The sequence below is a fragment of the Nanoarchaeota archaeon genome (assembly GCA_018897155.1).
Taxonomy (GTDB): Archaea; EX4484-52; EX4484-52; order EX4484-52; family LFW-46; genus LFW-46.
Genome location: JAHILE010000059.1, coordinates 1 through 14,476, shown reverse-complemented (window position 1 = coordinate 14,476; position 14,476 = coordinate 1). Strand labels below are relative to the sequence as shown.

At 39.9% G+C, this 14,476-nt stretch carries 15 protein-coding genes and 1 pseudogene; 13 read left to right on the top strand and 3 right to left on the bottom strand.

Translation table 11 applies throughout. The features are described 5' to 3' along the window. Window positions 1–15: 15 nt before the first annotated feature. Entirely contained in the window at window positions 16–405 is a 390-nt protein-coding gene (locus tag KKB09_07785; protein ID MBU4301087.1) for a hypothetical protein, read from the bottom strand. A 90-nt stretch (window positions 406–495) separates the two neighbouring features. Here KKB09_07785 and KKB09_07780 point away from each other — a divergent pair, with 90 nt between their 5' ends. The 10 genes and pseudogenes from KKB09_07780 (at window position 496) to KKB09_07735 (ending at window position 9,956) form a co-directional block, all read left to right on the top strand. After that, window positions 496–1,023 carry a KH domain-containing protein gene (locus KKB09_07780; protein MBU4301086.1) on the top strand — a complete coding sequence of 176 codons (528 nt, stop codon included), beginning with the start codon at window positions 496–498 and terminating at the stop codon, window positions 1,021–1,023. Between the two features lie 249 nt (window positions 1,024–1,272). Then, entirely contained in the window at window positions 1,273–2,931 is a 1,659-nt protein-coding gene (locus KKB09_07775; protein ID MBU4301085.1) for a DNA topoisomerase VI subunit B, read from the top strand. A gap of 125 nt (window positions 2,932–3,056) precedes the next feature. Next, window positions 3,057–4,166 carry a DNA topoisomerase IV subunit A gene (locus tag KKB09_07770; GenBank protein MBU4301084.1) on the top strand — a complete coding sequence of 370 codons (1,110 nt, stop codon included), beginning with the start codon at window positions 3,057–3,059 and terminating at the stop codon, window positions 4,164–4,166. Between the two features lie 58 nt (window positions 4,167–4,224). After that, window positions 4,225–5,523, top strand: a complete 1,299-nt coding sequence (locus tag KKB09_07765) for a serine protease (protein MBU4301083.1) — start codon at window positions 4,225–4,227, stop codon at window positions 5,521–5,523. Between the two features lie 201 nt (window positions 5,524–5,724). Continuing rightward, window positions 5,725–6,885, top strand: coding sequence for an ImmA/IrrE family metallo-endopeptidase (locus KKB09_07760; GenBank protein MBU4301082.1), 1,161 nt, complete (start codon window positions 5,725–5,727; stop codon window positions 6,883–6,885). After that, window positions 6,882–7,379, top strand: a complete 498-nt coding sequence (locus KKB09_07755; GenBank protein MBU4301081.1) for a DUF4411 family protein — start codon at window positions 6,882–6,884, stop codon at window positions 7,377–7,379. The genes KKB09_07760 and KKB09_07755 overlap by 4 nt, the downstream gene beginning before the upstream one ends. Window positions 7,380–7,489: 110 nt before the next feature. Then, complete coding sequence (locus KKB09_07750) at window positions 7,490–7,678, top strand: hypothetical protein (GenBank protein ID MBU4301080.1); 189 nt, start codon at window positions 7,490–7,492, stop codon at window positions 7,676–7,678. Between the two features lie 156 nt (window positions 7,679–7,834). Next, entirely contained in the window at window positions 7,835–8,674 is an 840-nt protein-coding gene (locus KKB09_07745; protein ID MBU4301079.1) for a Bro-N domain-containing protein, read from the top strand. Window positions 8,675–8,889: 215 nt separating this feature from the next. After that, window positions 8,890–9,143: pseudogene (locus KKB09_07740) on the top strand (DUF2769 domain-containing protein). 12 nt (window positions 9,144–9,155) lie between these two features. Beyond that, entirely contained in the window at window positions 9,156–9,956 is an 801-nt protein-coding gene (locus KKB09_07735; GenBank protein MBU4301078.1) for an NAD(P)H-dependent oxidoreductase, read from the top strand. A 111-nt stretch (window positions 9,957–10,067) separates the two neighbouring features. Here the strand turns inward: KKB09_07735 and KKB09_07730 are convergent, their stop codons facing one another. After that, entirely contained in the window at window positions 10,068–10,682 is a 615-nt protein-coding gene (locus KKB09_07730) for an SDR family oxidoreductase (GenBank protein ID MBU4301077.1), read from the bottom strand. 309 nt (window positions 10,683–10,991) lie between these two features. Between KKB09_07730 and KKB09_07725 the strand changes: the two genes are divergently transcribed. After that, window positions 10,992–11,561 carry a threonylcarbamoyl-AMP synthase gene (locus KKB09_07725; protein MBU4301076.1) on the top strand — a complete coding sequence of 190 codons (570 nt, stop codon included), beginning with the start codon at window positions 10,992–10,994 and terminating at the stop codon, window positions 11,559–11,561. Here the strand turns inward: KKB09_07725 and KKB09_07720 are convergent. Beyond that, complete coding sequence (locus KKB09_07720; GenBank protein MBU4301075.1) at window positions 11,558–12,322, bottom strand: hypothetical protein; 765 nt, start codon at window positions 12,320–12,322, stop codon at window positions 11,558–11,560. The two genes, KKB09_07725 and KKB09_07720, sit on opposite strands and share 4 nt — an antisense overlap. Window positions 12,323–12,355: 33 nt before the next feature. On the opposite strand from KKB09_07720, the gene KKB09_07715 reads away from it, so the two are divergent. Together KKB09_07715 and KKB09_07710 are read left to right on the top strand one after the other, a co-directional pair. Further along, complete coding sequence (locus KKB09_07715; protein MBU4301074.1) at window positions 12,356–13,273, top strand: hypothetical protein; 918 nt, start codon at window positions 12,356–12,358, stop codon at window positions 13,271–13,273. Window positions 13,274–13,364: 91 nt separating this feature from the next. Next, on the top strand, window positions 13,365–14,402 hold the full coding sequence (locus tag KKB09_07710) for an LAGLIDADG family homing endonuclease (protein ID MBU4301073.1): 1,038 nt from the start codon (window positions 13,365–13,367) through the stop codon (window positions 14,400–14,402). Window positions 14,403–14,476: the final 74 nt, after the last annotated feature.

The window sequence follows — 14,476 nt, the reverse complement described above, 5'->3', positions numbered from 1 at the left end:
ATCACATTATCAGAATTATTGCTTTTTCCAGAAATAGTGGATGCCTGCGAATAGTAATAGGATTGCGAGACCATATATGGCGGGGGTTATGAATAATAATGAATTGTCTGAAAATGATACGTTTTGGGCGCCAAAAGTCAATAGGGAAAGTCCTAGTGTGCTATAATACAAGATGGAAAGTCCTTCAATTATTGAAATTGTCGCGCCAACTTTTTGCGTTCGTTTGACTTTTAGAAGTATGGTTGTAATTAACAAAGTGAGTGTACTTAGTAATATAATATCTACAAATCGATATTTTTCTGCAGATACATCTGTGTTCAGTCCTCCCATGAGGGCAAATGTGATTGAGGGGATCACGACGGAGATTGCAGCAATCTGCCAACTCTTAATATTCTTCAAATCCATGCTTAAATTATGTTTCGCGCGCCTTATATTCTTTAAATCCGCGCGTTTCCTTCCATTTTTAAAACTCCGCGCGAAATGTATTATGTTAGTATGGAATATATTTCACTCGAAATCAAAATCCCTGAAAAGCGCATAGCAGTTCTTATCGGCACCAAAGGGGCAACAAAAAAGGCGCTTGAAAAAGCGTTCAATTGCAAGCTGCGCATATCATCCGAAGGCGATATCGAAATTTCGGCAAGCGATACTGCAATGGCTCTGCGCGCAAAAGAAGCAGTGACTGCGATAGCGCGTGGTTTTTCTCCAGAGCACGCGATGATTCTAACTGATGAAGAACATGTGCTTGAAATAATAAGCCTCATAGATTATGCAGGAACTAGTGAAAAGGCGCTTGAGCGGTTCCGCTCAAGGCTGATTGGCACGCACGGCAAGGCACGGGCAAATATCGAGGAAATTTCAGAGACGCATATTTCAATATCCGGCAAAACTGTTGCAATACTTGGCGCGCCAGAGAATGTGAAGCAGGCGCGTGACGCAATTGAGCTTTTGCTTTCAGGAAAAACGCACAAAACATCTTATCTTTTTTTAAGAAAACAGAAGGAACGAGAAAAAGTTTTTTAGCGCCGATGAATGGCGAAAACAGGTTTAAAAAGCTTCGGGCATAATAATGCATAAGAACTATATATCACAAACTATATTGTTCAGCAGTTATGATATACCTTTAAATATTTTTTTGCTTTCGTATATTTCAAGAGCATAGCTCTCGAAATAGATGGGAGAAGACAGGCTATAAATATATGTCTTCGACCATATATTTAAAGTTTCTATAACTGAAGTAAATATTATTGTTTGAGGGGGAAATGATACATTATGGCACAAACTGAGCTTACTGCACAACAGATGGCGAGCGCAAAGGAAGTATCTGTTGCTGAATTCTTTGAGAAGAATAAGCATCTTCTAGGTTATGAGAATCTTCAGAAATCGCTTTTGACATGCATAAAAGAAGCTGTTGACAATGCTCTTGACGCATGCGAGGAGGCGCGCATTCTTCCAACAATTTACGTCGAGATAAAGCGCGTGGGAGACACCAACGATAAATTCAAAATTATTATAGAGGATAATGGGCCAGGCATTGTGAAAAAGAACATACCGAAGATTTTCGGAAAACTTCTTTACGGCTCCAAGTTCCACCGCTTAAAGCAGAGCAGAGGCCAGCAGGGAATCGGTATTTCTGCAGCAGTGCTTTATGCCCAGCTTACAACCGGCAGGCCGACAAAAATATATTCTAGGCCCAGTGATACGTTCACCCATATTTTTGAGCTTCACTTAAATACGCAGAAAAACGAGCCCGAGATAGTTTCAGAGACGTCAGTTCCTGGCGATGGTCACGGCACAAGAATTGAGATGGACATAAAAGGAAAATACACGCGCGGAAAGCAATCGGTTCTTGAATACCTGCTTGAGAGCGCAATCATAAATCCGTATGCGACAATCATATTTCTTGATCCGGACAACGAGAAATTCGAGTTTACAAGAGTTGTTGAAACATTGCCTCCGGAAGCAAAAGAGATACAGCCGCACCCAGAGGGAATCGAGCTTGGAATACTTATCAGAATGCTTAAGTTCACGCAGGCAAGAAACCTGCGCAGCTTTTTGTCAAACGAATTTTCAAGAGTCGGCGGCACAAAGGCTGGCGAAATCTGTGATGTTGCAGGAATTGACGCAAAAATTAATCCGACAACAGTCACGCGCGATGAGGCTGAAAAGCTCCTTGATGCGATGCAGAAGGCAAAGCTTCAGAATCCGCCTACAGACTGCCTTTCGCCAATCGGATTTGAGTCCGTTGAGAAAGGGCTTAAAAAAGAAGTTATACCTGAATTTGTTACTGCCATTACAAGGCCGCCAACAGTATATGCGGGAAGGCCATTCCAGATAGAAGTCGGCATAGCATACGGCGGAAACCTAAACAAAGAGGGAGCAATACAAATATATCGCTTTGCGAACAAAATGCCTTTGCTTTACGACCAATCGGCATGCGCGATAACAAAAGCAGTAATTCAGACAGACTGGAAACGATATGGTTTAAATCAGAGCGGAGGCGGAATGCCTTCAGGTCCTGTCGCAGTTTCAGTGCACCTCGCATCGGTTTGGGTTCCGTATACTTCAGAAGGAAAAGAAGCAATCGCAAGCTATCCGGAAATTATTAAGGAAATAAAGCTCGCAATACAGGAAGCTGCAAGAAAACTTGGCGCGTTCCTTTCTGCAAGGCATAGGGAGCACATGCTCCGCGAGAAAGCAAGCATATTCCAAAGATATGCGGAAGACTTGGTAGCTGCTCTTGCAAATTTGACAGAAAAGCCTATTGCAGAAATAAATGTTTCTATGCAGAAGATGCTTGACAACAAAGGACTCGTTGTTGATGAAGAAGCAGAAAAGAAGGAAGTGTCTGCCGAAGAGGATGAGACTGAGGATGTAAAGAGAAGAAAGGAATACGCGCAAAGGGATGATGGCGCCGAAGAGGATCTTTAGATTAGGTGATTATTATCTTGAAAATTCGATGGAATTTTCAAGCTTTTTGAGCAAAGCTCAAAAGCCAAGAGCAAGCAAAACTTGCGAATGGATTTTAATCCAATGATTGTGGGGAATGATTAAAAATGGCAACAGCAGAAAAAGAACTAATAGATAAGGCAGTAATTGAGAAGCTGGAGAATGTTGGAAGAAAGTCGCTGAAAGAAATTGAAGATGGAAAAAATCCTGAAGTTCAGATACCATTGCGCACGCTTTCAAACGTTCATTATGACGAGAAAGATCATTTGATAAAAATTGGAACTGCAGTACAGAAGCGAAGCTATCTTAATTTGGGGCAGGCAAAGAAATATATGCAGACAATGCTTATTGCGTCCGCTTGCAAGGATTTGATAAAAACTGGCAAAACAACATCTATCAGAGACCTATTTTATATGACAAAGCACACCATCGGCAACACGCAGGAGAATACTTTTGACGACCAGATAGAGTCAGATCCGATAATAGAGGATCTTGAGGTCACAATAGACACGCTAAGAGAAGAACTGCATCTTTTTGCAAGCAATAGAGGATCTTTAGTTGGAAACATTACACTTATCGATTCTGGCGATACAATAGATTGCAGAAGGCTGGGTTCAGGAGGCTGGAGCATTCCTTCAATTGTCGAAAAATCCATGATTAAATTCGATGCCTGCGAAGCAAAATTTGTTTTGATGGTAGAAAAAGACGCCGTATGGCGCAGATTAAACGAGGACAAATTCTGGAAAACGCATAACTGCATATTGATACACGGGCAGGGAGTTCCGCCGCGAGGAGTAAGGAGATTATTGTGGCGATTTGAGAACGAGCTGAAAATCCCGATATATGTGTTCGTAGATAACGACCCTTGGGGACTTTACATTTATTCGGTCATAAAACAGGGCAGCATAAATCTGGCTTACGAAAGCAAGAGAATGGCGATTCCGACTGCGAAATTCATCGGATTGTCATCGTTTGACCAGGAGAAATACAACCTGCCAAAAGATGTGACAATCAAGCTGAATGATGAGGACAAAAAGAGAGCGAATCAGATTCTCGGATATCCGTGGTTCCAGAAGCCGTCGTGGCAGCGCGAATTAAAATACATGCTTGAGAAAGGCGTAAAGCTGGAACTAGAAGCTCTAAGCAAGAAAGGTATTTCGTTTGTTACGGACGTCTACCTTCCCGAGAAGATTGCGAAGAAGGAATGGCTGGAGTAGGAGCACGTCTGAACTTACTTTTATAAGAACTCAAACTAAATATTCAAAGGGTTCTTGTATGAAAAAGCACACAAAAGTAGAAAATAGCTCTGTGACAACTTTTTTAATGACGTTCATAATTCTTTCGGTAATTGTTTTTGGATGGTCTTTTGGATCCTCAATATTTTCAGATCAAAATAAATCATCACAGCAGGAAACTGAACCAACAAATTCTCAAAATATTGTTTCAGGAATATCGGAATATATACAACCCGCTATTCAAAAAACTCCACAGCAGCAATGTGAAGAAATAGGAAGTTCTTGGTGTAATGGTCAGTGTTATACTTCATGTTCTAACAATCAAAGATTTAATTGTCCTTCAAACGGTGCGCCGAGTTGCATAAATACAAAAAATATTGAAGATGTAAAGAAAAGTATTGTTTGGGTAAAATACGAAGTAACTGGGAAAAATGAAGATGGCAGTTATTTTGAGAATGGCGGTAGTGGTTCAGGAGTTATTTTTTCAAACACCGATTCAAAATTATTTATATATACAAATAGGCACGTTTTGGATTGTGGATTCAATGATATGAAATGCTATTCAAGATTAACTGAAAAAACAAGCGTTAGAACTCAAGATGGCCAAATATACCCGGTTTCTAAAATTTCTTTTTCTCCTCATGATTTAGATATTGCAATACTGGGGGTAGATACGACTAATGCCGAAAATTATCAAAGCGTAACTGTGAATGATGATTTAAATGTAGGGGATTCGGTTACTGCAATAGGTTATCCTTCTTATGCTGAGCGAGTTGTAGAATTTTTAGTAGCTGAAGGAAAAATTAATGCATTAAAAGATTTGCTTATGAGTGATGGGTTTGCATTTAATTCAATAGAATCTGACGTTTATACTTATTTTGGCAGTAGTGGCGGCGGGCTTTTTGATAAAGATGGCAATCTTGTGGGGATAAATACTTGGATAAATATAGGAACTTCTTCTCAGAAAAGCATAGCTATAAAGATCAGTTCCTTGAGAAATATTGATTCCGTGGTTTACTGTAAAGGGGATGCATACCTTACTCAAAAAGGATATTGCGTAAACTATTGCGATAGAACAGAAATATTGGGAACTGACAACCGATGTTATAGTGCATGCGATGCGTTTTATTGTGAGTCTCAAACAATAGTTGGAACTGATTCCCGATGTCAAACATCAGGATATATACTTGGCTCCGATGGCTATTGTCATCAACCTTGCGGTTCTCCAAATAGTTATTGTGGGGAGGGTACATCTATTTGTTATAAAAACAGGTGCATTAGCGGCTGTCCATTAGGCACTTATCTTTTTAGGGATGGAACCTGTAGAATATATGCGTAGATAATAACGTTTTACAAACACAGTCATATCGGCAACCCCAACCCGTTAAATATATAATCTCCGCGCACCATTTTTCATAAATGAGGACGTCTTATGGAAAAATCAACGCCGTTTCCTGCATTAATGGATAGAGGATAATCTAAACGTTAATATTCATAGAAAACCTATTAAGAGTGGTAATATTCGTAGGGTGTGATTTAAATGCCGCGCAAAGAGCCAATTGCTGTGAACGTTGAGCCCGCTGTTCTGAAATGGCTAATTGGGAGTTCAGGGTGGAATCGGGAGGAGTTAGCTAAACGGCTTAAAACAAATCTACAAAATATTGAAAAATTTGAATCCGGAGAGAAAAAACCAACGTTAAGGCAATTGGAAGAACTTTCAGCCATTTTCAAACGGCCATTGGCAGCATTTTTATTATCCGAACCAATTGCTGAAAAACCAAAGCCGAAGGATTATCGAATGCTTCCTGATAAAGTCGACAAATTTGATAAAAAAACCATTCTCGTTATGAGAAAGGCACGAAGATTGCAAGATTTGAGCAAAGAGCTATCAATAAATATCAAATATGAAACAAAATCAAAATTGCCGAAAATAAATGTTTCTGAAGATCCTGAGAAGATCGCCCTTAACTTTAGGAAGCGTTTTAATCTAAGCGAAGAAAAACAAAGAAAATTCAAAACGCCTTACGAGTTATTTCACTATTTACGGGATGTATTTGAAGATTTGAATATTTTCGTATTTCAATTTTCAATGCCTGTTGAAGATGCAAGAGGATTCGTATTTGTGGACGAATCTCCGAATGTGATTGTAGTAAACACTAAGGACAATATTGAAGCGAGGATATTCTCTTTGATGCATGAGTTCGCACATATTTTGCTCGGGGAGTCAGTCATAGATTTGCCTGATGCAACTTATTCCTACAAAGACAATGTCGAAAAATGGTGCAATGAATTTGCAGCGTCTTTCTTACTACCTAAAGATTTGGCAAAAACCGCTTTTGAAACATATAAATCTAATCTCACTCAAAAAGAAACGCTCAAATATCTATCTAATAAATACAAAGTCAGTAAGGCGATGCTTCTTCTAAATATGCTTAAGTTAAAATATATTGAAAGAACAGATTATGATGCTATTCTAGCAAGGTTCAAGAAAGAAGAAATCAAACCCAAAAAAGAACCTGAAAAAGGAACTGGTGGAGGAGTGCCCTCTGAAGTAAGATGCCTTTCTGAGGTTGGAAATAAGTTCGTTTCTCTAGTCGCTAATAATTATGACAAATCGCACATAACCTATACCGATGCATTAAATTATTTATCAATAAAATCAAAGAGTTTTGACAAGGTACTTTCAAAGGCGAAAAAATGACTAATACTAATAACGTTTACATTATAGATAGTTCTTCTCTCATAGAATTGAACAAGCATAACGCAATGGACGTTTATGTAAGTGTTTGGAAGAATATTAGTCAATTAATTCAAAATGACTGTCTTATCGCACCGAAAGAAGTTCTAAACGAAATACAAAACTATGATGATGCACTAGCCAAATGGGTCAAAAAGCAAAAAAAGTTATTTAAAGCGCCTACTGCTAGACAAATCCAAATAGTGCAAGAACTCTTAAAAGAATATCCTGCACTAATTGATGTTAATGCTAAACATTCCGCAGATCCATGGGTGATTGCCCTTGCAATCGATTTATCTTCACAAACTCAACAAACTCTTGTTAAAATCAAAAGAGTTGTGGTAACTGAAGAAAAACTCAGGGGAAACAAAATAAGAATACCGTATGTCTGTAATCAAAAATCCATTGAATCTATAGACATCGTAGAATTATTCAGAACTGAAGGCTGGAAGTTCTAAATTTTTAAAACTGATATTCATATCGGCAACGTCAACCCGTTAAATTTATAATCTCCGCGCGCCACACACAACACAAACAGGCGGCATTTATGGAGATGATAACTGAGACAATTAATAAAAACGATGTGCTGTTCTGCATCACGAAGGAAACAATGCAGATTGAGGCGCGTGAAAAGCTCGGGCGGCTCCTGACCGAAGATGAGTTGGATATCGCGAAAAAGGGACTTGAAGGCGGGCTAATGTTTGATATCGATACTGTTTTTAACACGATTTTGTTTGAAATGATCGATGAAAAATGATTTTTGACAATATTTCGCAAAATTCATAAAATAATTCGTGTATTGTATCGGCGATATCGGCAATCTCAAGCAGTTGGCAATATAAACGCGCTTTTTCTTAGTTATTGTATGGACGCGCATGATCTGTTCGCTCACGCTCTCAGCTTTTCAGTTGCTATGACAGGACACTTTGCAACTGAAAATGCTTTGGTGGTGTTTCAGGGAAAGCAAATTAGAAGGATATGGCACAAAAACGAGTGGTTTTTCTCGGTTGTGGATATTGTAGCCAGTTTGACAGAAAGTGCTAATCCGAACAATTATTGGAAGGTTTTAAAGCATCGGGAGCCTCAGTTGGTTACAATTTGTAACCAACTGAAAATGCAATCCTCCGACGGTAAATATTATACTACTGATTGTGTCAATACTCAAAACGCGTTTCGCCTCATTCAAGCAATTCCATCACTTCGTGCAGAGCCCTTCAAGCAATGGCTCGCAAAGGTCGGCTACGAGCGCGTCCAGGAAATAGAAAATCCCGAAATCGCAATGAAACGGATGCGCGAAATATACGCGGCAAAGGGCTATTCAGAAGACTGGATTGAAAAACGAGTGCGCGGAATCGCCATAAGGGATGAACTTACAAATGAATGGGAAAAACGCGGAGTTAAAGCAGACCGGGAATACGCGATTTTGACCGCCGAGATTTCAAAAGCAACGTTCGGATTAACTCCGACAGAATATAAAGATTTCAAGGGCTTGAAAAAAGAAAATCTGCGCGATCACATGAATGATTTGGAACTCATTTTCTCTATGCTTGGCGAGCGCGCAACAACCGAAATCGCAAGGGCAAAAGACGCTCGAGGTTTCGATGAAAACAAAGAAGCTGCAAACAAAGGCGGAACAATTGCCGGAGATGCAAAAAAGAAATTAGAAATCGAAACAGGAAGAAGCGTTTCTACACCGGAGAATTTTCTGGAGCAGCCGGAAAACGTAAAACGTTTAAAACGCAAAATTAATTAACGAACTGTTTCAAACTCCTAAGAGAACGCACAAGCCATACATCGTTATCCGTCGATGCGCGCGCTTTTCTAAACAGTAGTATATATCGTTCGCTTCTCAATCATCAACAGGTCAAACGCGCGCGTAAATGGTTGCGTGTTGGGCGCGCAATTTCAAAGGTGTTATTTATGAATCAAGAAAGTGGTCCAAAAACAGTTGAAGAAGCAATACTGGCGATGAAAAACATTTCGCCGGAAGGGCGCGATGAGATAGTAAATGATGTTGACAAGACGTGTATTTGCGCAAAATGCCCGTCATATGCAGGGACTGGCGATAAAATGCTTACTTTTTGCCTAAAAGGGAAAAGCAAAATATCAAAGCGGAAAACGGATGTATCTGTCCTGCATGCCCGGTCCAGGATAAGCTGCATTTAAGATGGGTTTATTATTGCACGCGCGGCTCGGGCGCAGAGCAGGCAGGAAAAAAATGAAATGGATAATTTATGGAATCAAAAACTTTGCGTAATTGGAAATGCAGCGTATGCGGATATAATCACAATGGTCCGGCACCGCCTGAAGAATGTCCGCAGTGCAGCGGTTCGGGAAAAGAGTTTCGCGAATATGGCGGAGAGCAAAGATTGAAATATGATGGCAAAAAGTTTGACGTCCTCGTCATAAACGGAAGCGCTCACAGAGGGCACAATACAGACATAATGGCAAGCATAGCAGAGAATGCGCTCAGAAAAAGAAATGTGAGCTACAGAAGATTCGACCTGAACGAACTGCGAATAAAGCACTGCTGGTGCTGCTACAGTATAAGGGATTCTGCATGCACTTACCCGTGCAGAAACCAGCTGGACGATATGCCTGCGCTCCACGAAATGATTCTGGACGCAAAAGCAGTGATAATTGCATCCCCCATAAACTGGAACAGCATGTCTGCGCGCCTTAAAGACTTTCTGGACAGGCTTACGAGCATACAGAATATGGTTCTCTTGAAGAAAGAAGCGCCGGCCACAGGGAAAGTTTTTGGGGTTTTAATCAACGGCCATGAAGACGGCGCAGTTAAAACAATGCTGGATATTTTTCTGTATTTCCAGCAGATGGGATACATATTCGCGCCTTTCGGGTTTGCGTACAAGACGCATGGCGCAGAGCATAACTCAGAGACCGATGCGGATTTTTTCAGGAGCGACGAAAAGCTGAAAGCAAGTGTTCAAGGCGTTGTAAATAATGTCGTCGAGATGATGAATCAGGGCGCTGAAGCGAAACTGAAAGGAAAAATTATTCCTGTCTCAGAATGATTTTTTTATGGCGCATTCATGCCGAAACACGCGGCTATATTATTGTGGGGTGCAGTTGGGCATGAAAGCATCAATAATTGTTCGATAAAGCCGTGGTTTGGGTTTAATTGATTAATCAGACACAATTGGCATCTCGCGCAGGAATTTATCGTGCGCAACCTGTTTTAAAACAAATGCGGCAACATTTGCGCGCGAAACACTATTTTTTATCGGACGCACAAGCGCCGCATGATAATGCTTTGTGCGCGGGCCGTTAGTCATTTTTACTGCGCGCACAACAATCCAGTCAAGGCCGCTATTCATTATTTCCTCAAGCTGCCTTTTTTTGTCCGTAAAAACATGCCTGTAAAACAGAGGGATCATGATTTTTCTAAGGGTGTGGCTGCCGTCAGTGCCGAGCGCGCCAAGCGATGTTAGGCATACAAGCCGCTTTACGCGGCATTTTTCCATCGCTTTGATGATATTTGCAGTCCCTTCCGAGAGCATTCTTGTCGGATATTTGCTGTTAGTCCCAAGCGCGCAAATGACTACTTGATGCCCTTTGACAGCAGATTCTATCGAAGGCAGGCTGAAAACATTTCCGGCTGCAATTTTTAGCCGCTCATGGCGCAGTGTTATTGCTTTCGGGTTTCTTGCAAATGCAGTGACTTCGTATTTGTGTTTTAGCGCCTGCCTTATAATGTGCTGGCCGCATTTACCGGTTGCTCCGAAAATAAGGAGTTTCATGAATATCAAATACTATTTGGCGTTTGTTATTATTATACTATTTGCCATTTTGTAGGTGCTGTTGCACAATTCGCAGAGCACATACACCTTAGCGTTATCTGCAAAGCTAAAACCGAGTCATTCAAAATTCTTGCGTTCAACGCTAAGATTTGAGCAAGAATTTTGGCATATATAAATCTTATGCAACAGCACCCATTTTGTACAAAAGAATATCTGCATATGTGTGATGGCTGCAAAATCTTCGTCGTGCGCCGAAGAAAAATAAGCTGAATGCAAATTTATTAAAGCCTTGTAATGGAATGGACTAGTATGTTACGAGCCACGCAAAAGATGGTGTGGATGAAAAATTTTGCGGATATCAAAGCCATCAAAACAAAAGTGATAATTTATCCGACAGACACAGTTTATGGAATCGGCTGCAACGCGGAAAATTTTATGCTTATCGAGCGTGTTTTTGCCGCAAAAGGCCGCGACATGAAAAAGCCGCTGTCAGTCATTGCTCCGGATAAAGACTGGATACTTGCGCATTGCGTTGTATCCCGCGAGATTGTTGATAAATACCTGCCAGGAAAGTACACGATTTTGTTGAAAAAGAAAGATTCTAAATTTCTTGCTCTTGCGACATCCGGCTCTGACACAATTGGTGTTCGCATCCCAGCGCATCGGATTTCAAAGCTTGTCGAACGTGCGCGCATTCCATTTATAACAACTTCTGCAAATCGGTCCGGCGAAAAGGCACCTAAAACACTATCTGAAATACCGAAAGATCTAAAAGATGCAGTTGATCTCATTATTGATGGCGGAGAGATTCTCGGAATTCCGTCAACGCTAGTTGATTGCAGAAGCGGAAAAGATATTCTTATCGAACGAGGTAACTAAGACCATCCGACTTTCTGCCACACTTGGCTTTTGTCTCTGGACTCCACGCGCAATTTTACCGCAGAAAATACTCTTTTTGTCATGTTTATCGATTCGCTTTCAGGCAGTGATTCGCCCGGCGTTGCAATTGTGTAGCTTACTGTGAAATAATCCGGAACGGATGTGAATGTAACCGTTTCTGCAGTGCCGTCTAGAAGCATCGAAATATTTTTTGTCGTTCCGTTTATTGTTATTTCTATTGGCTGCATTGCAGTTTTTTGGAAATTGATAACCGTTACATTAATGTCGTTTCCGGAAGGAAGGCCGACAATCAAATAGGTAGATATATTTATTGTATGTATTTTCCCAAAATCGCGTATGAAATTTGAATAGTCTTTCAGCCGCATTTGGAGGTTTTCCGAAGTCCTTTCTTCATATAATACAGAATTGAGCGCAATGTCTATGTCCGCCTTTATGTTTTTGTATATTTGCCTTTGTAGCGGGTCTAAATCATCGCTTAAGTTTACTGCATTTTTTCCCATTATAACCGCAGAGATCATGGTTATAATCAGGAATGCACCGACAATAAACCATTGCGCTTTTTTTCGGCGCCCGAAAAAAAGCTTCGAGTGCAGCGAAACGGAACGAGATGATTTTGAGGTTAGGGAACCCTCAAAAGCTTCGAGTGAAGCAATAGCGGAACGAGATGATTTTGAGGTTAGGGAACCCTCAAAAGCTTCGAGTGAAGCAATAGCGGAACGAGATGACTTTCTGCGTTTCATACAATATATTAGCTTTCCGGTTTAATATATTCTATGGGTTCTGGAAGTAAATTGCTTTTGCTTCGTTTCGGCGAGCTTTGGCTGAAGTCTTTTGAAGTGAGGCGCAGGTTCACAGACCGTCTTATTACCAATATTTCTGAGGCCTTTTCAGCGCAAAAAATTCTATTCAAAGCAATAAAGTCGCATGACCGTATTTTTTTTGAAGTTCCAGAAAAGGACGTGAAAAAAGCCGCGGCAATTCTTTCAAGAACATTCGGCCTTGTGTCTTTCTCAGAAGTCGAGGAGATCGAAACGGACCGCAAAAAGATGACTCTGCATGTGCAAAAGATTGCTTCGGCAATTCTCTCGCCAAAAGACACATTTGCAATGCGCGTGAAACGTACTGGAACCCATGCATTCGGCAGCCAGGAGCTTGAGCGCGAACTCGGCGCAGATGTTGTCAGAAAGTTCGGTAACAAAGTCGACCTTACAAGGCCTGACAAGACAATTTCTGTTGAAATCCGTGATAATAAGACTTATTTGTTCTCAGAAACTGTGCCATCTCTTGGCGGCCTGCCGCTTGGAGTTGAAGGGAAAGTTGCAGTGCTGTTTTCGAAAGATTACGAAAAAAGCATTGTTTCCGCATTTTTAATGATGAAGCGAGGGTGCAAAGTTTTTGCAATTTTTGTAAAATCGCGTTTGTCAAAGAAAGAAAAAGACGCTGTCGCATTGCTCTCAAAATACGACCCGATTATAAGGTATGCGCTCATAAAATCCGAAAAATCGGCATTTAAGGAAGCGCGGAAAAACAAGGCACGCGCACTCGTTATTCCGGACACTCTTGCAGAGACACTTGCGCGAAAAACAAGCCGTTTTGACAAAAAAACAGGCGTTTTCGCGCTTGAGCCGCTTATTGGCTTTGATGAAAAGAAATTAAAAGAGATGTATAGAACCATATCTTTGGTAAGATGATTTGAAAAATATCTTAAAACACCGATAGAGTATATTTATTGTTTTAAAATTAGGACACGTATTTAAATAATTTTATTATCTAACTTATCTAATGACTAAAAAAATCAATATTTCTAAAAATATTCTAGAACCTTTGTATTTGAAGAAAATGTACTCTACACATAGGATTGCAAAAATATTTAATTGTGATTCAGGCGTTATAAAAAGAAGATTAAAGGAATATGGTATCCTTTTAAGGAAGCCAAAAGAGAAAATTACAATTCCGAAATCGAAATTGGAAGAGTTGTATATTAACCGACAATTATCTGCTCAAAAGACTGCCGAAATTCTGGGAATTAGTTCTTGTAGTGTTTATTATAAATTAAAGGACGTGGGCATAGATACGCGGCCTAAAAAGAAAATAATAATTGATAAGCATGAGCTGTCAAAATTATATGTTGAAAAAAATCTGCCCTGCTCCAAAATCGCTAAGAAATTTGATTGTGATCCAGTCACTATTTTTAACTTTTTGAAAAAATTTGGGATTAAAACAAGATCTTTATCAGAGTCGCATATCAGTTATCCAAAAAAGAAATTTCAAGGAACTGATGAAGTAAAGGCGTATATGATTGGCTTTCGATTGGGTGATTTAAATGTTAGAGCGGTAAATGATAATTCGACAATATTCATCAAATCAGGTACAACAAAGAAAGAGCAATGTGAACTTATTAAAAATATTTATGGTGTGCACGGTCATTACAAGATTGACTATAAGAATGGCGTTTATCAAAATTACTGTAACTTGGATAAGTCATTTTCCTTTTTATTACCTAAACAAGATCATATTGAAGAATGGATTTTGAATGACACTAACTGCTTTTTTGCATTTTTGGGCGGGTATGCAGATGCCGAAGGCAATTTTGGAGTTTACCAAAATCGAGCTAGATTCCGATTAGGGACTTACGACAAGAATATTTTGAAGCAAATTTTTGATAGGTTGAATTTTTTAGGAATACGAACAAAGTTCCGTTTGGAAAGTAAAGCAATTATGGGCAAGCAAAACAATGATTTTTATAGAATCTCGGTGAATGAGAAAGGGTCTCTTTTGAAATTAATTAATAATAAACCTCTTGCGCAATTAACCACATAAACTCCAAAAACCATGTTATCTCAGGGGAGATAACATGATAACCTATGAAAAACTGTATAAAAAAACGAATTCTT

Coding starts and splice junctions, on each gene's coding strand:
- KKB09_07780 (MBU4301086.1), top strand. CDS start 496: ATGGAATATATTTCACTCGAAATCAAAATCCCTGAAAAGCGCATAGCA.
- KKB09_07725 (MBU4301076.1), top strand. CDS start 10,992: ATGTTACGAGCCACGCAAAAGATGGTGTGGATGAAAAATTTTGCGGAT.
- KKB09_07775 (MBU4301085.1), top strand. CDS start 1,273: ATGGCACAAACTGAGCTTACTGCACAACAGATGGCGAGCGCAAAGGAA.
- KKB09_07735 (MBU4301078.1), top strand. CDS start 9,156: ATGGAATCAAAAACTTTGCGTAATTGGAAATGCAGCGTATGCGGATAT.
- KKB09_07730 (MBU4301077.1), bottom strand. CDS start 10,682: ATGAAACTCCTTATTTTCGGAGCAACCGGTAAATGCGGCCAGCACATT.
- KKB09_07715 (MBU4301074.1), top strand. CDS start 12,356: ATGGGTTCTGGAAGTAAATTGCTTTTGCTTCGTTTCGGCGAGCTTTGG.
- KKB09_07720 (MBU4301075.1), bottom strand. CDS start 12,322: ATGAAACGCAGAAAGTCATCTCGTTCCGCTATTGCTTCACTCGAAGCT.
- KKB09_07785 (MBU4301087.1), bottom strand. CDS start 405: ATGGATTTGAAGAATATTAAGAGTTGGCAGATTGCTGCAATCTCCGTC.
- KKB09_07755 (MBU4301081.1), top strand. CDS start 6,882: ATGACTAATACTAATAACGTTTACATTATAGATAGTTCTTCTCTCATA.
- KKB09_07745 (MBU4301079.1), top strand. CDS start 7,835: ATGACAGGACACTTTGCAACTGAAAATGCTTTGGTGGTGTTTCAGGGA.
- KKB09_07770 (MBU4301084.1), top strand. CDS start 3,057: ATGGCAACAGCAGAAAAAGAACTAATAGATAAGGCAGTAATTGAGAAG.
- KKB09_07765 (MBU4301083.1), top strand. CDS start 4,225: ATGAAAAAGCACACAAAAGTAGAAAATAGCTCTGTGACAACTTTTTTA.
- KKB09_07760 (MBU4301082.1), top strand. CDS start 5,725: ATGCCGCGCAAAGAGCCAATTGCTGTGAACGTTGAGCCCGCTGTTCTG.
- KKB09_07710 (MBU4301073.1), top strand. CDS start 13,365: ATGACTAAAAAAATCAATATTTCTAAAAATATTCTAGAACCTTTGTAT.